Here is a 20,989-nt window from a genome sequence, read left to right on the forward strand (position 1 = left end):
TTAGTATGGATTGTCAGAAAAACTGTGATTTTCTTGACTTTGTTGCTGTTGTAATTGGTAAACTTGGCTTTCCAATTTACTTAAACGTTTCAAAATATCAAAATTCGTTGAAGCTGGTGTTTCAAGTCCGTCACTATAATTACTGTCATGATTTTGTGATTCTAACTCTTCTTTTTTGGTTTGAAGTTGATCAATTTTTTGTGCCAGTGCATCGATTTTTTGGTTATAAACTTGATAGTCTTCAATAATTTTATCTAAGAAATCATTAACTTCATCACTATCATAACCTTTTCTAGCTTGACTGAATTGTTTTTCTAAAATGTCATATACTGAGAATTGAACGCCTTCATAACGTGCTTTATTTTTATCTTCCACAGTCTAACCTCCTATAAATTAAGCTTGATCTGCTGCATCTTGTAAATCATAAAAATCAATTAATTCAAGTTCATAAGCATGATAATTTTGATGATTTTTGACTGCTTCATAATCATAGCTTGGTTTTCCTGGATACTCAGGGTCATAGACTAACAACGCCTTATCAGTATGTTTTAAAACAAATTGTTGATAAGCTTTCAGTTGATAAGGCCCTTGATACTTATTATTGGTTGTTACCTTACAAAAATCAACCCTATTTTTTAAATTTGAAAGTACTTGCTGGTTTTTTTCATGCCATCTTGATCCAAACCCTTCATATGGTAAAAGCATGGCAGTTTTGATATTATAATCTTCCTTTAGCTCTAAGGAAGCAGATAATGCAAGTTGCTCTATTCCTAATTGTCCTCCTGTAATAACCCAGACTAATTCATTATTTTCTGCTAGATTAATTAGTCGTTGTTTGATAACATTTTTGATAATCTTAGATTTTGGATCATCATCTTTAAAAATATTGAGCTCGAACCCTCTATATCCTGTTAGCCAAATTCTCATTTTGTCCTCCACTATTTGTAATTTTTAAATTTGTTTATTTATTGATATAATGCAATAAGGAGCGTGATACAACTATGATCAACTACCCCAATGGTGGCGGTGGCCCCTCTTCGTTTTCTAAAGACAGTAGCACGGCCAATGCTTTTTCGTTTTCAAAACGTGGCATGTCTTTAGAACAAGAGATTAATGACAGCAACGATCACTATCTTCATAAGGGAATCGCTGTGATTCACAAAAAACCCACGCCTATTCAAATAGTCAATGTTGACTATCCAAAGCGTAGTCGAGCAGTGATTAAAGAAGCCTACTTCAGACAAGCTTCTACTACTGATTATAATGGTGTTTATAACGGGTATTATGTTGATTTTGAGGCTAAAGAAACACGAAACAAGACCTCTTTTCCCCTCAAAAATTTTCATCAACATCAAATTACGCATTTTGAGAATTGTTTATCTCAAAAAGGTATTTGTTTTGTGATTATTAAGTTTACCAGTTTAAATCGATACTTCTCTTACCCTGCTTCAAGATTAATTAAGCATTGGCGCAACCAAGAAGACAGTCGTAAATCTATTAAATTAAATGAAATCATAGACTACGGCATCGAATTTTATCCTGGATTTCGGCCAACACTACCTTATTTGGAAACTATTAATAATTTAATACAGAGGATTGAATATGACAAATAATAAAGAATTGAAACGTAAGCGCGCACCTCAACAAACTCCTAAAAAAGCGAAAAAGAAATCTCGCTTATGGGTTAGAATTACAAAATGGTTCTTGATGATTGTAACGTTTTTCTTGGTTTGTGGTATCGGTTTATTTGCCTTTTATGCAAAAGATGCACCAGCCATTACACAAGACAAACTTCAATCTGGTGGATCAACACAAATTTATGACAAAAATGGAACTTTTGTTAGAAGCATTGGCACTCAAGAACGAGATTACGTTACTAACGAGAATATTCCTCAAATAATGAAAGATGCTATTGTATCAATTGAAGATAGAAGGTTCTATCAACAATCATTAGGAATTGATCCAATTCGTATAATCACTAGTGCATTAGGAAACATTAAAAGTGGTAGTGCTGCATCTGGTGGTAGTACTATCACACAACAGTTGGTCAAATTAACATCATTTTCAACTAGTTCAGATCAACGAACACTTCGTCGTAAAGCTCAAGAAGCATGGTTAGCTATGCAAGTAGAACGAGAATATTCTAAAGACCAAATTCTAGAGTTTTATCTTAACAAAGTTTATATGAACTACGGTAATTATGGTGTTGGTACTGGTGCCAAATATTACTATGGTAAAGAATTAAAGCAACTTAGTTTGCCACAAATTGCTTTAATGGCAGCTATGCCGAATGCCCCTACTAATTATGATCCTTATGTTTATCCTGATAATGCTTTAAAACGCCGCAATTTGGTTTTAAGTGAAATGCTTGAAAACCAAAAAATTACGCAAGATCAATATCAACAAGCTATTAACACACCAATTACAGATGGACTAGTTGACCAAAACAGTCATAAAACACAAGATTCCAATAATGCCATTACAGATGCTTATATTAAAGAAGCTCTAACAGAAGCACAAAAGTTAAATTATAATCCCTACCAAGACAACTTAAAAATCACTTTGAATATGGATTACGATGCTCAAAAGAGACTTTATAATTTAGCTAATAATGGTGCAGTTTCATTTAGTAACTCTGGTTCAAGTAAAGGACTTCTACAAGTCGGTGCAACAGTTGTTGATCCTAATACAGGTGGAATCGTAGCAATGATTGGTGGCCGTAACCAAGATAATGTCCAATTCGGTTACAACAGAGCCGTTCAACAAACACGTAGCACTGGTTCTACCATTAAGCCTTTACTGGATTATGCACCGGCAATTGAGTATCTTAACTGGTCCACATCTAAATACTTAGACGATAGTAAATATATTTATCCTGGAACAAATGTTCAACTTTATGATTGGGATATGCAATATATGGGACTAATTAGTATGAAGACAGCTCTTGTTCAATCTCGTAATGTCCCTGCTGTTAAAACACTTCAAGAGGTTGGTATTTCAAAAGCTAGTGACTTTGTTAAAGCAATGGGAATAGATATTGATAAAAATTCTGGTCTTTCTGTCGGTATTGGTGCAGACATTTCATCTCTCCAACTAGCAGCTGGCTATGCTACATTTGCGAATGGCGGAACTTATTATCAACCAACTTACATTCAAAAAGTTGAATCAGCTGATGGTAATGTTGAGACGTATAATAGTACTGGTGTTCGTGTCATGAAAGAATCAACTGCTTACATGATTACCGATATGTTAAAAGGTGTTATTCAACCCGGACAATTCGGATCAAGCGCCTACATTTCTGGCTTATCTCAAGCAGGTAAAACTGGTACGGTTCAGTATTCTCCAGAAGAGCTAGCTAAATATCCAAACTACGCTTCAACACCAAAAGATTCATGGTTTTCAGGTTATAGTAAAAATTATGTTATGAGTATTTGGACAGGATATGACAACATCGGCGACGGTACAATACGAGGTACTGAAAGCAATTCTGCTCAGTTACTTTATCGCAATATGATGCAATATCTTAGTCAAGATGTTTCCAACTCAGATTGGAAACAGCCTAGTTCCGTGGAACGTGTTGGGACAGGTCTACATGTTAAAGGATATGCACCACAAGTAACAGAGACTCCGTCTGTAAGTTCTTCATCTACTAGACAGTCATCATCGCAATCAAGTTCTTTTGAATCTTCTGAAAGTTCAAGAAATGATCGCTCATCTTCAAGCAGCAGTCATGCTACTAATGATGATAATCAAAATACGGATGTCACTTCTCCACAATCACGTGAGGAAGAAAAACCTGATAATAATAACCGAAATGATAATCAAAATAATACAGGTGAGTAACAAAAAAGCCATAGAGAATTTTCTCTATGGCTTTTTATTATCTAAAAATGGATAAGGATCTAAGTCTTTATATTTTGCTGGGAGATTGTTTCGACCAAATGTTATTAAGGCTAAATGCATCGCTATCCAGTCTGTTTGAGGCACTATTTTTTCTAAGTATTCCTCTACTTGCAGTGGCGTAGCTTTTTTAGACACCATTTTAAATTGCTTAGCAATTCTTTCAACATGTGTATCAACAGCTATGGCTGGTACTTGATAAATTTCAGCCAAAAAAACATTAGCTGTTTTAATCCCTATTCCTGGCAGTTTTAGCAATTCTTTTTTTGTCTTGGGTACTTGTCCATCAAACTGATCTAAAAGCATATGTGACAAATTATAAATGTTTTTCGCTTTATTGTGATAGAGTCCTAAACGTTTAATTTTATTTTCAATATCAGCTACCGTTAAATGTTTAATATCAGCTGGTTCTTTTAGTATTGAAAATAAGTCAGGACCTACTTTATTAACAGCTTTATCAGTTGTTTGTGCGCTTAACATCACAGCTATTAAGAACTCAAAAGGACTGTGATAATCTAGGGATGCTTTTTGATCAGGGTATGTAGCTAATATTTTATTTAAAACCATTTTGGCTTTTTTTTGACTTAAATATGCCATTGGTAAATGACTTCCTTTTTTCCTTCAGTTTATTGTGCTTGTTTGTACCACACATAAGCACCATATAACGAATTAATCAACATGACAATTTGCAGTACTAGCATACTGACAGTCGAAGAAGAATCTGTTTGTGATAGTTGAATTGACCAAATAACAACATTCAATGCATTAATGATAATCCAAACAATCCATTGAGACTTATAACCATATGTCATTAATAATTGTGCAACAAGTGCTAGTGGTAGTAATGCTGCATCTAGCCAAACTTGATTTCCACCTAATTGATAAGATGTGTAAACAATAAACAAATAAACGACAATTGTGACAACAGTCATGATTGCTGCCATTGTTTTGTTAATAGACTTTGATTCCACAAAATCACTATGACGTTGGCTTTTTGACTTTTGCCATTCAATGATTCCAATAAATTGCATCACAAAATAGTAAAGTTGACTTGCAATATCACCAAATAATCGATTCTCAAAAGCGATTATTAACCATACCAAGGCAGCTAAAATCCCCCATATATAGTTCGTAATAAATCCTCTATCAATCAAAATCAGGTTAAGCGCTGTAGCAATAGAACAAACTAACGTAATAATTCCCATTGTTGTTCCTAACCCACCGCTTAGGACTGATGATAAAATCGTTGCCAAAAGCATCAAAGCTAGTAAGCCATATTCTTTAGTAGTTAAGGCCCCTAGTTCCTTTAGATTGTCTTTTATTGAAAATACTGTTTGGGATCCTTCTTTTAAGTAGGTTATTTGCTGATGAAACCATTGTTTATTTTTCATAGTAAGCTCCTCATTTTGTTTTTATAAATACAATAAATAGGTTTTCAAAATCATTTTACTTATTATTAAAACATAAATCGATTGTTTTTGGATATTTCACTGATTTTAAAATTTTTGTTGATATTGTTTAACTTGCTGTGGTGTTTTTAAATTCATTTTTTGCCAATTTAACAGAATTTTATCGATATATTTGAAATTATATACTTGTGCCAAAACAGATTCTCTCAGTGCCAAAATAACAATTTCTTCATTATACCCATCTTCTATCAGCCAAGACTGAATCATTTCACGCTCAATTGGAGATAACAAGCGACCAAACTCTATTTCGAATTGTCTCATAACATATGACAGTCCATCTTGGTGATCAGACTCAACCAATACTTCTTCGGTTTCAGACTTGCTTTCACAAATATAATTATCCATATAATCAATTAGCTTTTCATACAAATTATCCATCCGATATTGCGTTTCAATTTTATTAATTTTGTCTGTTGTTTGGATAATTTCAATTAGTTCTTTATTAATTAAGCTTTGAAGTACTTGACCTATGTCATGGGCACTTAAATTAGTATGTTGACTAATCTCATTATTGCTTGGAAAAAAGTCGCCATTTTGTCGATATTTTTCAAGCTGCAAAAGTACAATCAATTCTAAATCACTAATGTTAATTTTAGTATAATAATTTAATAGCGCCTGACTTATTGAACTAAATCCTTGCTGATATAATAATAAACTTTTGTTTTCCATAACGTAATCTCCCTATTCAATTAAAAAACCGAATCCATTAGGATTCAGCTTCTAAATATTGTCAATATAACTTACTTCTCCACCATCATTGAAAGAATACAATACATATCCCCATAAATTATCATTATTTTTAAATGTTATCTCCCAAGTAGGTTGGTCATGATACCAACCTAAATTAACTTTTTCGATAATTCTATTCGGATGATTGGCTCTAAAAGTATTGGTAATCTCTTCTTTTGATTTTCCTTCGTCATTTTTATACAAATGTGCCGCTTTCTCATCTGGCAAGTAAATCATGTAATAATTTTCTTGCTTATCATCTTTCCCACTTACAGCTAATGACTTAACGTCTCTAGATAATTGATAGTAATCATCAATTGTTTTGATAGGTGTTTTTTCATAAACAATATCGGCTACTTGAGTTCTTTCTATACGATTAATATGTGTGGCTGAAATATAAATCAAAGCAACACCTACTGTTATAAAGACGAAAAAACCCACACAGATTGCTATTATCTTTTTCATTGTTTCCCTCTATTGCTTGTTTGTTTTAAATAGTTCACTAACTGACTATTATCTAAAAACTTGATAGGTAGTTTATGCAAACTTTTTTGAAATAGTGTGGCATAAGGAGACTCATAAAAACGAGGGTCTAATACAACAAAAACACCTTTACTATTTTCTTTTCGGGCTAACCGGCCAAATCCTTGTTGAAATCTAATCAAAGCTCTAGGTAGAGTATCTTCTTTAAAAGGGTTAGTTAAATTATTTTGACGTAATTTAACATCAGCACGATCTGGTGATTCAAATGGTAGCTGTGTCACAATCACCATGTCATGTTGTACCTTTTTGAAATCGACACCTTCCCAGTAACTATTAGCACCGAGCAAAATTGATTTAGTTGCAATAGTATAACGTTTAGATATTTTTTCATTAGAGCCTGTGACGCCTTGAGCTAATACCTCATACTCACTTAGTCTTTCATCATTTAGTATGTGATAATAAACGTCTTTAATATTATCTAAATTAGTAAACAACAACAAAATATGATGGCTATCACTTGCTGAAATAATGTCTGGGATAAGTTCACTAATATTTTCTAAGTATTGATCATCATTTGGATTTTTAATACCATTCAGATCGTTTACACCAACAATTTTAACATTATCTCGGTAACGTCCTGTTGCTTTTGCTACATATGTTTGAACATCTTGTTTTTGATAACCTAATGAACTCAAAGTATAACTAAAGTCATCTTGTTGTTTGAGCGTTGCACTGATGAATAAGGGACGACTAAAGCTTTTTAAGATGTCTTGGATTGGTTCTATGGGGTCAATTAACAGCCAACGTAAATTAACAGCTAAGGGATTGTCTACTTTGGAGCTTTGTAAAACAAATCCTAAATCATTTAAATCTTTTTCTTTGTTAATTTCTCCATTTAAGCTATAACACTTTTGTAAATAAGTTTCGATAACAATCACTAGCTTATTAAGTTCATCAATTGCTTCACACTCATTTTTGAGCAAACGATAACGTTGTTGAGCCAGTTGTGTTTTTAGCGTCAGTGTCTTTCTTCTTACGGTTTCAAGTTGTCCTTGAAGTCTGGTCAAGTAACTTTGTGCAATTATTTTATCTTGAAATAATTCATTACCGTTAACGGCAAAATCTGTTTGCTTTAAGCTTCGATAAATTGGAACGCCTGCCGTTTTAATTCCTTGATACAAGAAACGTTGGAATTCATTGATAACTTTAATCAATTTTTCAAGAGATGCATGAGTTTGGTTAATTTCCTTAGACATAAACAAGTCTTGCTTAAATCCATTAAGTAGCCCTATTTGTTGATTGGTTAGTAGAGATTGCATATGTGATAATTGTCCCCACAAACTTTCAAACTGAAAACCATCAGATAAAGAGTGCGTCGTATTTTCAGCAAATCGGTGTGCTTCATCCACAACAAGTAGTGGCGTTTGTCCCCAAATCATATCATTAGCATGATTAACTAAATAAGCATGATTAGTTATTAAGATGTCAGCTTGCTCTTGACGCTCACGGGACAAATTAAAGAAGTCATAATCACTAAATGTAGTTGCATTACGCGCATCACCAGGATGACGAATAACATTAAACAATAGATCTTGATAATTAGTTAATTGTAACTCACTCAAATCCCCTGTATCTGTTTGTAAAAGCCAGACCAAAATTTTCAGTTGTAGAGTCAATGTGTAATTTGTCTGATTATCTTTTGACAGTGTTTGATAGAACGCATCAAGATCTAGATAATAGTGGGAGCTTTTTACGATTTCTGCTTTAAACTTAGTTTTTAAAATCCGATTAAGTTGTGGGACTTCTGTCTGGACAATTTGATTTTGTAAGATGGTTGTTGGTGTTGCGACAACTAATTTTTGCATAGGTAATAACTGGTGAACATAGCTAAATAAATAAGCAAACGTTTTACCACTACCATTAGGAGCTTCCACAAATAGTGGTTTATGTCTGTTTTTTATCTGTAAAAAGTCATGGATGCGATTCATCATATTAACTTGAGAACGCCTAAATCTAATTTTACCTTTGAAAAGTGATTTTTTACAGCTATCATCAATCGGATAGTCAGTTAAATCTGTACTTTCAGGAGTGACGTGATATTGCTTTTTAAGTACCAACTCTTTAATTTTAAAATACTGATTATCTAACGTTTGAGGCCGTCTTTTTTTGTAATTATAAATTGCTCTAAAAAAACCACCCGTTTCACGGGTTAAACCTTTTCCTAACTCAGACAATAATTTTAACGTCTCAAAAGGTAACTGTCGCGCCTTTCGTTGAAGCTTCATCAATAGTTTAGCAGTTACAATAGCATCAGAATCCGCTTGGTGAGGGTTAGTATGTTTAATATTCAAACTCTTTGCGAGGTCATTGAGTTTAAAGCTTTCACAAGTTGGTAATAATATTTGTGACAATTCAACTGTATCAATTGCTTTGTTTGTGAGCGGCGAAATACCTGCTTTTTCTAATTCGTAATTCAAAAAAGGTAAATCAAAGTTAACATTATGTGCAACAAAAATAGTGCCTTTTAAAATTTTATATAGTTTTAATGCGATATCTTCAAACCTTGGTGCATCTTTGACATCACCATCGGTAATTCCTGTTAGTCTTGTAATTCGCTCTGGAATCTCACGACCAGGATTAATCAAAAAAGAATAAGTTTTGACAATCTTTTGTTTTTGAATAATCGCACAACCAAATTGGATAACGCGATCTTGAGCTTCACGATGCGTTCCTGTTGTCTCTAAATCAACAACAGCATAAGTTGTGGCCTTTTTTGGCATAATTGCATCCCCTTTTATACTTCTACAATTTCATTGATAGAAAGTAAGATTAATAATCGTTTTGTCACCTTTTGTTCAGCAAAAGATTCAATTGCTTGCGTATAAAGGTGTAACTGTCCGCGATACTTACTTACTATTTTAGCAATATCTCGTGCCTTTTGACCAGGGTTAATATAATCAGTTTTGTAATCAAATAAAATAATACCAGCTGACGTTTGAATATAACCATCAATTGTTCCGTGAACCAGAATTTGTGCATCCCTATCTGTGAAATCATCAAATAGAGTTTTAGCTGAAATAAGTGATGAAAACGACACTTCTCGTTCAAGAGTCTCTTGATGATGTGCAATATTATGCGCAAACTCTGTCGTTAAAAAAGATTCAATATAAGAAAGATTCACCTGTTTAGCCAAGTCTTTTTCAATTAAATCATTATCAATTAGCTCTTGTAATAAATTTTTGGGATAGTCCGGTTCATCAATGCGACTAAAATCGACTTGCTGCATTACTAAATGAGTTGCACTTCCTATCTGTGCTGCAGAATAAGAAGACGTCGTTAAAAAGTCAGGACGTGCAGTAATTGGTTGTAGATAACGGTTGGAGGCATTTAACTCTTGATAATGCGAGGTTGCACCAAGTTCTTTTAGATTAGGGTCACTGAAGCGATCTTTAATTTCTGATACAGCTTGATAGGCTGTCGTCTTAACAGAAGAAGCAAATGGATAAGTATTACTATATAACCTATCTAAAGTTTGTTCTAACAACCGACTCGATATTTTTTGACTTTGAGTAATTGGTTCTTGTTCTAAAGTCTTCAAGCTGTCTGTTATATCATTCTGATAGAAGTAAGCTTCATATCGACTGGATATTGGTTGGGATTGAAAATGTGGTGCATTCAATATTTTTTGACTAAGTGAAAGCGTTGGCCCTAAGAAATGCATAAAACTTTGCCCTTCTCTTAGATAGGTTAATTCTACCTGTTGTGCGGCTTCATCATAGTAAGTATCCCAAAGTTCTATTTTTTGTTCTAATTTTTTGACATTAGCCGTCATAATCAATTTTTGTTTAGCTCGACTTAACGCAACATAAAGTACACGCAGGTATTCGCTTAATAATTCTGTTTGTTCAGCATCTAATGCCAGTCCTTTAACTAATGTATCCACTTGACTGTGATGATTTTGTAAAACACCTTTTAACGCAATACCTAAACCGACATCTTTATTTAAAACATTAGCTTGTTTTAAATCTTGTAGTGAAAAGGTCTTACCCATCCCCATAACAAAGACAACAGGGAATTCTAACCCTTTACTCCCATGGATAGTCATCAGCTGAATCGCATCTTGGGCTTGTTCAGCTAAAATTGGTTGTGCAAGGTCTTTATCATATGATTTCATCTTAGTCATTAATTTCAGAAATTGGTAGAGATTCTTGAATCCCGCACTTTCATAAGAAGCCGCACGTTCATATAAGGCTTGCAAATTGGCGCGACGTTGAGGACCATTTTGCATCCCACTAACAAATCCTAAAAATCCAGAACGTTGATAAATTTCCCAAATCAACTCAGATAAACGATGTTGTGTCACGTAATCTTGATAATAATGCAAATCTTGTAAGAACTGCGTCACCTTTTGAGCTAGTATTTCATCTTCGCTTGTTTGATAAGTCAATAAGGCATCATAAAAATCTGTATCGCGACTTTGAATTCTAATTTTAGCTAAATCATTTTCATCAAATTGATAAAGCGGTGAACGCAAGACACTGACAAGTTCAATATCATGGTGACAATTATCTATAATCGTCAAATAAGATAGCATTACCGTTAATTCCATTGTTTGGAAGTAATTCTTAGCATCGTTAACATATAATGGCATTCCGTGTTCAGTAAACATTTGTAAAATTGATAAATTATTAGCACGGGTTGGTGTCAAAATCGCAATATCTTGATAAGTAATCGGACGCGTTTGGTTTAATTTAGCGTCAAACACTTGATAGTCCGTTTCAAATAATTGTTGAATGCGATGCATCACCATTTTTTCTTCTGACACATCACTATTTTTATTGGTCTCACTATCCATGAATAAGAATTCAGGCGTTGAGTCAACGGTTTGGGGATAGCTTTTTGCACCAAACTTCATATGAGCTTGTTTATCATAATCTACCCCACCAAAAGACTGTTTCATCATCTTTTCAAATGACGAGTTAATAAACTGAATAATGGGGTTATTAGAACGAAAGTTATCCGCTAAAACAATGCGTTCATTGGGATTTGAAAGTGACGGATTCTCTGTGAAGGTTAAGTATTTGTTCAAAAACAAACTTGGATCAGCTTGTCTAAACCCATAAATCGATTGTTTTATATCCCCCACCATAAAACGATTGCCTTCATCCGGCTTAGCTACTGCCGCTAGAATAGCCTCTTGCAAGGCATTAATATCTTGATACTCATCAATTAGAACTTCTTTGAACTGGTTTTGATAAAATGACCTTGCCATTTTTGATAACTCAGTATCTTGTGTCAAAATTTGATAAGTCAGTTGCTCTAAGTCATTGAAGTCTAAGACATTTTGTTCTTCTTTAAGCTGTTTGTAGGTCTTCATAAAACGACGCTCAACTTCAACAGCTTTTTCAACATAATACCGACTAGTCTGCATTAGCGTTTGCTGTTCTTCATAAGGTAGCAATAAATAACGCTCGAACAACTGTTTGAGTTGCTTTTTAGTACCCGCAACAACCAATTTGATTGTTTCAAAAGCTTGACTATCTTCTAATTCTTTTGGTTTGCGAAGTGCTTTAAACGTTAGACTTTGAAAAGCTGTTCGAATCTGATTATAGTCTTTTATTTCTTGAGCCAACAACTCTAATACCTGCTGACTATTTTCTAAATACTGTGTTATCGTTTGTTCGACTTTATCAAGGGATGCATCTTTTGATACCTCATTTTCTAAAACGCGTGTTAGTCTTTGGTGAATGGTTTGTAACTGTAAAGTTAATTCTGCATAAACTTTGGCTAGTGTTTGACTATTTTCAAGGTCATAAGCTTTTGGCAACTCATCTAAAAAGGCTTGTCCATCAGGTCTTGAGACAACTGTTTCATATAAACTTAAAAATAATGAGACGACTGCATCATCATTTTTGTCGCCCATAAAGTTCTGATACATCTGACGAAAAACAGTGTCATTAGTCTTAAAGTAGTGGTTTTTTACAGAATCGAACGTTTGTTCTTTTAACAGTTGTTGTTGCACGTCATCGGTTAAGAGACTAAACGAACGGTCTTGATCAATCACATAATGAAAACGTTTAATGACTTGCAAACAAAAGGCATGCAACGTTGAGATATTGGCATCTTCACAAAGCAATAACTGTTCTTTTAACTCGGGGGTTGGGTTAACTTTGAGCTCATCTTTAATCGCTGAAATCAACCGTTGTTTCATTTCATTAGCTGCTGCTTCAGTAAACGTCACAATCAATAATTCTTTAACCGATGTATCTGCTAGAATCATTTCAATTACGCGTTTAATCAGTACTGTCGTCTTTCCAGAACCCGCCGAAGCAGAAACTAAGATGTCATGATTATGATTATAAATGGCCTTGGTTTGTTCAGGGGTAAATTGACTAGTCATCTTGTGGGAGCACTCCTTTTTTTATGTTTTCTAGTAAAGTTTTAGTATCAACGCTATCAATTATTCGGTAACGGTTATCTGGTAACATCGCATCAAAGAAGAAAATGTCACGGTAATCAGAATAAGAAAGCGCCGTCTTTTGGTTATTATGTTTGACCGGACTTAGTGGAAATTGACCATTTAAGATTTGCTGACCAGCTTTTGCAATTAATTGCTTGTTGTAGTTCAGCAAACTTTGTAAATCTGATTCTTTAATACTTTTTTCTTTTGAAAAGCTCATGCTTTGATCTTTTTTAACTCGCATATTACTATACATTGTGGAAGTCCCCATCAAGTTAGGCTCGATATCAGTTGAAATATCAGATTGTCCGTATTGCACCATTAACCCTTTATACTTTTTATTAGCTAAGTATTTTTGATGACTGTCTCCTAATTGATAATTGCTTTTGAGATTATCTTTTTCATTCAGCAATCCTTTTGAAATATGTTGATAAAAAGCCCCAAATGGTTTTACTTCTCCCCCGCCAAATCGGTCTTGATTAGCTAAAACAACTTCTAAATACGTCACTAACTGTAGTGAGATACCATGATAAAACTGTGCTAGATTGAAGTCGTGAACACTTGACTTGTAATCAATGACTTGAACATAGGGATGCATTGAATCATCAGTTTGATCAATACGGTCAATCTTTCCATTGACTTGGATATCAAGGCCTTCTTGCTTAATTTTAAGCGGTTTGAAGTTATCAGTATCTGGTTTCAAGTTAAATTCAACCTCTGAAGCAAACGGTTCAAATTTTGTTTGCTGATTAAGCTCTAAGTAATCTTGTAAGACAACCTTGGCCGTTTCAACTAAATGATGTTGTAAGAACTGATAGTACTGATTTTGACTAAAGGGTTTAAATTCAGGTAGTTGATTAATGATAGTCGTTGCTTGGTCAAAGACTTGATCAAACTTGTCTTTATCTTCGAATAACATTTGAGTTGTTAGCTGTTGCTGTTTCATTAGTTTAACAAATTGATCAAAAATACCATGGAAGTAATTCCCAATTTCAAGAACCCCAAACTCAAATTCACGTGGATTACGCAATCTTAACCCGTATTTCAAGAAGAACTCAAATGGGTTGGCATAATAGCTTTCAAGTTGTGAAATAGAAGTTCTTAATCGCTGACCAAATAATTGTTTTGATAATTCAGCATCAACTTGAACAGGTAAATTGCGATAGTCTTTAGCTTGATAAGTCGTTTGTACCTTTTGAGCATCTGTCGCACTAGCTAACGTCTTATCCGTGATTTGATTAAAGTCAGACCTGTCCGCGATTTTATCTGGGTTTTGGTTTAAGTAGCCTAAATAACCTACTGAAAACTCAGGTGTTGTAATAAAGCTAAGTAAATCATCTGTTTCCCCTGTTGGTAGGTCTTTTTGACGGATTGAAGCAATGCCAAAATGATTCTTAATATCTTTTACATAGCTTGACCATTGTTTGGCTTTGTTTTGGCGGTCAATAATTGCATGTGAGAAATACAATTTATCAGTGGCTGCGGTCATCGCTAACCCAAACAAGTAAGGTTGTGTGCTTAGTTGATAAGCTTTTTTATCTTCTAGTGTTAGCTCTTGTTCAAAGTAATTCTCAGATAGAGTTAACGTGAGGTTGCTTTTGTCAAATTGAGCTTTAATTTCGTTAACATTGTCCCCTGCTAAAAAGGCATCATCTGATGAAATTTGAGGAATAGACGTGTCATCTGCACCAATAACAAAAGCAACTTGGTATTTAGGCGCTTGAACCATCCCTAGCTCAGAAACTGTTACAGCATCTAATGTCGATGGAATTTGTGAAAAGGTTGCTGAAGAAAATCCTGCTAAAAGGACTTCAAAGAAATCAACATAATCAAACTCACTATCTTCATTAATGCGGTAATAATCTTCTAGCATTTCAACCAAAGTTTGCAGGGTTTGTTCTGGTTGAAGTGACAATTGCAGTTGATTTTGGTTGTTAGCTTGATCTCGCCATTTTTCAAGTTGTTTTAAGACACCATAATTTTCCAAAAAGTCATAAAAATGCGTAATTGCTTGTTTAACTGATTGAGGTTGGGTCAATTTTTGTGTCATAAGTGTGATTAGTTCGCTATAGTAGCGTCTTAATTGCTCCAACCTCCCCATTAACTCATCATCTTCGTTAACTTCAAACGGTTGCATCAAGCGGTTATAGTTAATTCCTTTTTCAACTAAATAATTCTCTAAACTGGCGATATCTTGCGTAAATTGCACATCGTCATCGTAGTTTTCTGGTATAATTAAACGCGTTTTGATGAAAGTTAACAGACTATCTGTTGTTAATCCTTTATCAACCAATAAGCTTAATTGTTCGACCAACAAAACCAAAGGATGATATTTCATTTGAACTTGTAAATCATTGAAAAACGGAATACCTAATTGGTCAAAAATAGGACGAATTTGTGTTTCATATTTTTCGAGTGATGGTGCAATCACGATAAAATCACGATAGCGTCTATTATTTAGGGCGACTTCGCGATAAATTGTTCGTGCAACAAAATAAGTTTCAGCAAATGTTGAGTCTGCTTCAATAAAAGATAATTGCCGACTCAAATCTTTTTCAGGTGCTTCAATAGGTTCATTTTGTGCATTTTTGACAAAAAATTGATTTAACTCACGCATTGACCCACTAAGAAGCGGTAATTGTGCCCAAGTCGTTCGATAATCTAACTGATTATCTTCAGCAAAATCACGCAACTCTTTTATCATTCTTTGCACATGATAATCATAATCAGAAGAATCCAAGCTAAGGCGGTCATGATGCATCCCCAACTTAAATCCTAGCGTCATCTGCTTAGCATAGGTCATTAAGACTTTAATCAATACTTTTTCTTGCACAGAAAAATGCGAAAAGTCACTCACATAAAAGGCCGCATTTTTTAACAACTCTGTTTGTTCAGCTAGCCATTGATTCATGAACTGTTGTTGTTGATTTTGCGTTAAGTAATGGCCTTTAATTTTGTGGTGAAAAGCCCGATAAACAATCTGTAAATCATGGACCTTATCGGCTGTTTCATAACTTAAATTTAGTTGCGCGCTGATTGATTGCAAATCATCAGGCTCAATATAAGCTTCTTCAAGTTCTAAAACTTGTTTATAAAAGCTATCAATTAATCCCATTGTAAGTCTTGAAGTCTTAAATAAGTTTAACGTTTCTTGATTATCATTTAAAATTTGTTTTAAAATCATCTTAGCTGCTGTATCTGTTAAAATGGGAAGTAACCCTTTTTGACTATCTTTCAAAAAGAACCAGCTTAAACGTGAAAAAGATAATATTTGTAAGTTTTTAGTGCTCACTAGTTTCTTCTTTTCAAGAAGTGATAGTTTTTGCATGGCACTAACTTCAGTATCAAATTTGATATGGTTAGGAACAATGATGAACGTCAATTCATTCTTATTGTGATAGTAATGATTAACGGCTTCATCTAATAATTCCTGATGAACATTATCAGTTTGATCACCTAATCTAAAATCTAACATTTTTCTACTCACTCCTTGCTATTAGTAGTTAAATCTTATCATATTTTTCAAAATTTATATTATTTACCGGAGGGGATTATTGTTGAAATCTGCCACAGCTACCACACACGGAAAGGCCATTTTAATAGGTGAACATAGTGTTGTCTACGATAAAACAGCACTTGCACTTCCCATTCAAAATCTTAACGTCACAGTTAGACTCACACCTATTAATGGCAACACTTCCTATATTAAAAGTGCAAACATCAACCTAGATGCACCTATCAGTACCATTGAAGCTAAGCATCCAGGACTTTTTTATTTATTGACTCACTTTGAATCTCATCAAGCTTTTGAAGCAACTTATATCAGTAATATTCCAACAGAACGTGGCCTAGGTTCTTCTGCCGCAACTTCTTTAGCTACGATTAAAGCATTAAATGACGCTTTAGCATTAGAGCTGTCTTTTGATGAGCAAACTGCTTACGCTAATCACGCTGAAGAATTGAACCATGGTTCTGCTAGTGGGCTTGATATTGCCACTGTTTGTCGTGACAGGTTGGTTTATTTTGATCATGGTCACTGTGAGTTTATCAATCAAACACTGGGTGCTCACTTAGTTATTGCTGATAGTGGTGTTTTGGGAAATACTAAAAAAGCGGTTTCACTAGTTAAACAACAATATCAATCAAGTATTGGGAAAGCCTACATTGACGACTTAACACAATTAGTTAAACAAACAAAAGCACTCTGGCAAAAACAAGATATTAAAAAACTAGGAATTGTCTTCAATAAGGCACAAACTGTATTATCACAACTACAGGTGTCACACCCTATTATTGATCAATTAATTCACACAGCTAATGTTCACGGTAGCCTAGGATCCAAACTAAGTGGCGGTGGCTTAGGTGGTATCGTAATTAGTCTTGCTGAAAACGGCCAAACAGCTGAAAAAATTAGCCAAGCGCTTCGATTAGCTGGCGCAAAAAATACTTGGATTGAGGAGATTTAAATGAAAGCAACTGCCCGCGCACATACCAATATTGCCCTAATTAAATACTGGGGTAAAAAAAATCAAAATTTTATATTACCTTATAACTCAAGCCTTTCAATGACGCTTGATGCTTTTTATACAGACACAACAGTTGAGTTTAGTTCTGGTTTTACGACCAATCAGTTCTACTTAAATGGCGAACTTGTTAATGATGAGATGACAGATCGTGTGTTTAATCATATTCATAAAATCAAAACCCTACTTAACCAGCTTGACTTGCCCAACTTTACAGTAACTTCTACTAATCACGTTCCAACCGCTGCAGGGCTTGCTAGCTCTTCTTCTGGATTTGCTGCTTTAACTGCTGCAGCTGTTAAAGCAATGGGTCTTGACCTATCTAAGTCGGAATTATCTCGTCTAGCACGCCTAGGTTCTGGTTCTGCTACACGCTCTTTATTTGGTGGTTTTGCAATGTGGTCTACTGGAAATGATTTGACTTCAGTTGGGTCGGCAATTGATGAACATCCTGAGATGGATTTGCACTTATTAGCTATTGAGACAAATGGTGCACGTAAAAAGATTCCTTCACGTTCAGGGATGCAAAATACAGTTGAAACATCTGCTTATTATGATGCTTGGGTTCAAAAAGCTAAAAATGATTTAGACTTAATGACTTATGCGATTAAACAAAACGACTTTGAATTGCTAGGAAAAGTGGCTGAAAATAACGCTATGGCCATGCACGCAACTAACTTAGCTGCCGTTCCAAGCTTCACATACTTTGAGCCTGATACGCTGGTTGCCATGCAGGCTGTACAAGAGTTGCGCAATAATGGTATTTCTTGTTATTATACTTTAGATGCGGGTCCAAATTTAAAAATATTAACACAGTCAAAAAATATTGACGCGATTAAAGCTTATTTCAACAAAAAATTACCAAAAGCAACAATTATACAAGCTACTTTTGGACCTGGAATTCAGTATTTATCATAATAAAAATAAAAAAGAGGAATTAATTTGATTACAGAATATGCGTTAGGAAAACTCTATATAGCAGGTGAATATGCCGTACTTGAAGAAACTAGCCCTGCTATCTTGGTTGCTTTAGATGAATTCGTTAGCGTTAGTATCAACAAAAGTAAAAAACATGTGGGAACGATTCATTCTAAACAATACTCACAAGATGCTGTTCACTGGACTCGTCAAGAAAATAAAATGGTTTTAGATAACCGAGATAACCCCTTCCACTTTATCTTGTCGGGGATTTACTATGCTGAACAATACGTGCTAGAAAATCAAGGTAAACTTGATATTTTTGATTTGAATATCAATAGTGAACTTGATGCTAAAGATGGACGTAAATATGGTTTAGGATCCTCTGCTGCAGTAACTGTTGCGACTGTTAAAGCTGTATTGAGTTTTTATGGCATGGAACTAGACAAAAGTTTAGTTTTTAAATTAGCAGCCATTGCCCACCTTAAAGTTCAAGGCAATGGCTCACTAGGCGATATTGCTGCCAGTGTATATGGTGGCTGGATTGCCTATCAATCATTTGATAAAAAGTCCGTTTTAGCTGAGCTAGAAAATAGACCGTTAACTGAAGTTTTAAACCTTGCCTGGCCACAGCTGAAAATCAAATTATTAACGCCACCTAAAGATTTAGAATTAATTATTGGTTGGAGTGGTATTCCTGCCTACACTTCTCAACTGGTTGATAAAACTGATCAGGCCAAAATTAAATACCCTGAAAAGTATCAAAACTTCGTGAATGAAACGCGAAATTGTATTTTGCGCATGATTGAAGGATTTGAAACGGGAAACACTTCAAAAATTCAAAATGAAATTCGCTACAATAGATTATTACTTCAATCGCTTGCAAATATGAGTCACGTGCAGATTGAAATTCCAAAACTAACCAAATTAATCGAAATTGCTGAATTCAATCACGGTGCTGCTAAAACTTCAGGCGCAGGAAATGGAGATTGTGCTATCGTTATTGCTGACTCTCATACAACTGTTGACCAGATGAAATCGCAATGGCTTGATGAAGATATTACGCCGCTAAATTTTAAAGTACACTCTCTTTAGAAGGATAGACTTATGAAACCTGAACACAAACAAAGCATTCGCTCACATCGAAAAGATGAGCATCTGTCTCTCGCTGAAATTTTTTATAAAGAAACACAAGAACAAGACAAGTTTAAAGAGTTGAGCTTGATTCGTCCTACCCTACCTGAAACTAAAGTCAATAACGTTAATCTTGAAACCGACTTGTTTAATCGAACACTCAGTGTCCCTTTGTATATTAATGCAATGTCTGGTGGATCTAATCGTTCAGCTAAAATCAATCAGCAACTCGCACAACTTGCAAATGAATTCAATATTGGGATTGCCAGTGGCTCTGCTTCTATTCTAGTAAAAGAGCCTGAACAAGAAAGCAGTTTCTCTATTATTCGTCAAGAAAACCCAAATGGATTAGTTATGGCAAATATTAACCCATTTGTCTCTGTTGAAGATGCTAACCATATTGTCTCAGTTATGCAAGCTGATGCGGTTCAAGTCCACGTCAATGTTGTTCAAGAAATTGTTATGCCCGAAGGTGATCGTGACTTTGTTTGGCTAGAGAATTTAAGGCAATTGCAAGGGGACCTATCCGTCCCTGTTATTATCAAAGAAGTTGGATTTGGTTTTGACTTAGCTACTTTGTCTTTATTAGAAAAAGAAGGCTTTAAAACAGTTGACTTGAGCGGTTCTGGCGGAACTAATTTTGCTAAAATTGAAAACTTCAGACGCTCTGAACATGACTACAGCTATTTAAGTGATATTGGCCTATCAACCCTTCAATCACTGATTAATGCTAATGAAACTAATCTGAACTACCTAGCTTCTGGTGGAATCAAAACACCGCTAGATGCTTTGAAGTGTCTCAGTTTAGGTGCAAAGGCTGTTGGGATTAGCGGGATTTTGCTTCATCAACTTGAACGTCATGGTTATGAAGAAGCTAGACACTTTCTTCAGACCTTTATCACCCATCTTAAAGAATTAAGTGCCGTCTATGGTGTTGAAAGTCCTGTCCAATTTTCAACAATTAACAAATATTATCACTTAGAACTTGAAAATTATCGTCAGCAATTACGTCATGATTTTCGATAAATAAAACAATAAGGAGCCAAACATTGAATATTTACCTTATTATTGGAATATTACTACTTATAGCTGCCCTATTCAGTATCGTACGTCAGCTGGTTGATCATAAAAAAGCTAATGCTAAAGCACGTCAAATTCTCTCTTCAAAAAAAGAATTCAAAAATATCCAAACTACTTACTTAACCTTGTCTCCTAGAGAGGCTCTTGATAAAATCAAAGCAGATTATGGCTTAACCATTCTTGGAACTGCAAAGTTATATCGAATGGTTAAAAGACAAACAAAAAAAGAAGGTTAAATTATTAACCTTCTTTTTTAACACAAAACTAGTTGACAAAATGCAACTAGTTTTGTA

16 protein-coding genes are annotated in these 20,989 nt (G+C 34.5%); 7 read left to right on the forward strand and 9 right to left on the reverse strand.

Features of this window, described 5'->3' with window-relative positions:
- Nucleotides 1-375, reverse strand: coding sequence for a cell division regulator GpsB (gpsB, locus tag FC86_RS05395; RefSeq protein ID WP_056975047.1), 375 nt, complete (start codon nucleotides 373-375; stop codon nucleotides 1-3).
- 18 nt (nucleotides 376-393) lie between these two features.
- Nucleotides 394-927, reverse strand: a complete 534-nt coding sequence (locus FC86_RS05400; protein WP_056975048.1) for an SLOG family protein — start codon at nucleotides 925-927, stop codon at nucleotides 394-396.
- A gap of 74 nt (nucleotides 928-1,001) precedes the next feature.
- On the opposite strand from FC86_RS05400, the gene recU reads away from it, so the two are divergent.
- Nucleotides 1,002-1,613: a Holliday junction resolvase RecU gene (recU, locus tag FC86_RS05405; RefSeq protein WP_056975049.1), complete on the forward strand. Its 612-nt coding sequence runs from the start codon at nucleotides 1,002-1,004 to the stop codon at nucleotides 1,611-1,613.
- Nucleotides 1,603-3,843 (forward strand): transglycosylase domain-containing protein, encoded by a 2,241-nt coding sequence (locus FC86_RS05410; RefSeq protein WP_056975050.1) that lies wholly within the window; start codon nucleotides 1,603-1,605, stop codon nucleotides 3,841-3,843. The genes recU and FC86_RS05410 overlap by 11 nt, the downstream gene beginning before the upstream one ends.
- Before the next feature lie 24 nt (nucleotides 3,844-3,867).
- Here the strand turns inward: FC86_RS05410 and FC86_RS05415 are convergent, their stop codons facing one another.
- The 7 genes from FC86_RS05415 to FC86_RS05445 all read right to left on the reverse strand — a co-directional run bounded on the left by FC86_RS05415 (nucleotide 3,868) and on the right by FC86_RS05445 (nucleotide 16,516).
- The gene (locus tag FC86_RS05415) at nucleotides 3,868-4,497 is read right to left on the reverse strand and encodes an endonuclease III domain-containing protein (protein WP_056975051.1); all 630 of its coding nucleotides are present in this window, start codon (nucleotides 4,495-4,497) and stop codon (nucleotides 3,868-3,870) included.
- Nucleotides 4,498-4,526: 29 nt separating this feature from the next.
- Nucleotides 4,527-5,291 carry a nicotinamide riboside transporter PnuC gene (pnuC, locus tag FC86_RS05420; RefSeq protein WP_056975052.1) on the reverse strand — a complete coding sequence of 255 codons (765 nt, stop codon included), beginning with the start codon at nucleotides 5,289-5,291 and terminating at the stop codon, nucleotides 4,527-4,529.
- Nucleotides 5,292-5,396: 105 nt separating this feature from the next.
- On the reverse strand, nucleotides 5,397-6,038 hold the full coding sequence (locus tag FC86_RS05425; protein ID WP_056975053.1) for a DnaD domain-containing protein: 642 nt from the start codon (nucleotides 6,036-6,038) through the stop codon (nucleotides 5,397-5,399).
- 51 nt (nucleotides 6,039-6,089) lie between these two features.
- Entirely contained in the window at nucleotides 6,090-6,563 is a 474-nt protein-coding gene (locus FC86_RS05430) for a hypothetical protein (RefSeq protein WP_056975054.1), read from the reverse strand.
- A complete protein-coding gene (locus tag FC86_RS05435; RefSeq protein ID WP_056975055.1) occupies nucleotides 6,560-9,361 on the reverse strand; it encodes an exonuclease domain-containing protein in 2,802 nt (933 codons plus the stop codon). Before FC86_RS05435 ends, FC86_RS05430 begins: the two co-directional genes overlap by 4 nt.
- Before the next feature lie 14 nt (nucleotides 9,362-9,375).
- Nucleotides 9,376-12,981, reverse strand: a complete 3,606-nt coding sequence (gene addA, locus FC86_RS05440) for a helicase-exonuclease AddAB subunit AddA (RefSeq protein ID WP_056975056.1) — start codon at nucleotides 12,979-12,981, stop codon at nucleotides 9,376-9,378.
- Complete coding sequence (locus FC86_RS05445; protein ID WP_056975057.1) at nucleotides 12,974-16,516, reverse strand: PD-(D/E)XK nuclease family protein; 3,543 nt, start codon at nucleotides 16,514-16,516, stop codon at nucleotides 12,974-12,976. The genes addA and FC86_RS05445 overlap by 8 nt, the downstream gene beginning before the upstream one ends.
- An 82-nt stretch (nucleotides 16,517-16,598) precedes the next feature.
- Between FC86_RS05445 and mvk the strand changes: the two genes are divergently transcribed.
- The 5 genes from mvk to FC86_RS05470 are packed head-to-tail and all read left to right on the forward strand — an operon-like array spanning nucleotide 16,599 to nucleotide 20,932.
- Entirely contained in the window at nucleotides 16,599-17,507 is a 909-nt protein-coding gene (gene mvk, locus FC86_RS05450; RefSeq protein WP_162257578.1) for a mevalonate kinase, read from the forward strand.
- Nucleotides 17,508-18,482, forward strand: coding sequence for a diphosphomevalonate decarboxylase (gene mvaD, locus FC86_RS05455; RefSeq protein WP_056975059.1), 975 nt, complete (start codon nucleotides 17,508-17,510; stop codon nucleotides 18,480-18,482).
- A 24-nt stretch (nucleotides 18,483-18,506) separates the two neighbouring features.
- A complete protein-coding gene (locus FC86_RS05460; protein ID WP_056975060.1) occupies nucleotides 18,507-19,577 on the forward strand; it encodes a phosphomevalonate kinase in 1,071 nt (356 codons plus the stop codon).
- A gap of 12 nt (nucleotides 19,578-19,589) precedes the next feature.
- Complete coding sequence (gene fni / locus FC86_RS05465; RefSeq protein WP_056975061.1) at nucleotides 19,590-20,642, forward strand: type 2 isopentenyl-diphosphate Delta-isomerase; 1,053 nt, start codon at nucleotides 19,590-19,592, stop codon at nucleotides 20,640-20,642.
- Nucleotides 20,643-20,665: 23 nt separating this feature from the next.
- The gene (locus FC86_RS05470) at nucleotides 20,666-20,932 is read left to right on the forward strand and encodes a hypothetical protein (protein WP_056975062.1); all 267 of its coding nucleotides are present in this window, start codon (nucleotides 20,666-20,668) and stop codon (nucleotides 20,930-20,932) included.
- The last annotated feature ends 57 nt before the right edge of the window (nucleotides 20,933-20,989 follow it).

The organism is Holzapfeliella floricola DSM 23037 = JCM 16512, from assembly GCF_001436605.1.
In the GTDB taxonomy this organism is placed as follows: domain Bacteria; phylum Bacillota; class Bacilli; order Lactobacillales; family Lactobacillaceae; genus Holzapfeliella; species Holzapfeliella floricola.

Coding starts and splice junctions, on each gene's coding strand:
- mvaD (WP_056975059.1), top strand. CDS start 17,508: ATGAAAGCAACTGCCCGCGCACATACCAATATTGCCCTAATTAAATAC.
- FC86_RS05435 (WP_056975055.1), bottom strand. CDS start 9,361: ATGCCAAAAAAGGCCACAACTTATGCTGTTGTTGATTTAGAGACAACA.
- FC86_RS05445 (WP_056975057.1), bottom strand. CDS start 16,516: ATGTTAGATTTTAGATTAGGTGATCAAACTGATAATGTTCATCAGGAA.
- FC86_RS05430 (WP_056975054.1), bottom strand. CDS start 6,563: ATGAAAAAGATAATAGCAATCTGTGTGGGTTTTTTCGTCTTTATAACA.
- addA (WP_056975056.1), bottom strand. CDS start 12,981: ATGACTAGTCAATTTACCCCTGAACAAACCAAGGCCATTTATAATCAT.
- FC86_RS05415 (WP_056975051.1), bottom strand. CDS start 4,497: ATGGCATATTTAAGTCAAAAAAAAGCCAAAATGGTTTTAAATAAAATA.
- FC86_RS05425 (WP_056975053.1), bottom strand. CDS start 6,038: ATGGAAAACAAAAGTTTATTATTATATCAGCAAGGATTTAGTTCAATA.
- FC86_RS05400 (WP_056975048.1), bottom strand. CDS start 927: ATGAGAATTTGGCTAACAGGATATAGAGGGTTCGAGCTCAATATTTTT.
- fni (WP_056975061.1), top strand. CDS start 19,590: ATGAAACCTGAACACAAACAAAGCATTCGCTCACATCGAAAAGATGAG.
- FC86_RS05410 (WP_056975050.1), top strand. CDS start 1,603: ATGACAAATAATAAAGAATTGAAACGTAAGCGCGCACCTCAACAAACT.
- pnuC (WP_056975052.1), bottom strand. CDS start 5,291: ATGAAAAATAAACAATGGTTTCATCAGCAAATAACCTACTTAAAAGAA.
- recU (WP_056975049.1), top strand. CDS start 1,002: ATGATCAACTACCCCAATGGTGGCGGTGGCCCCTCTTCGTTTTCTAAA.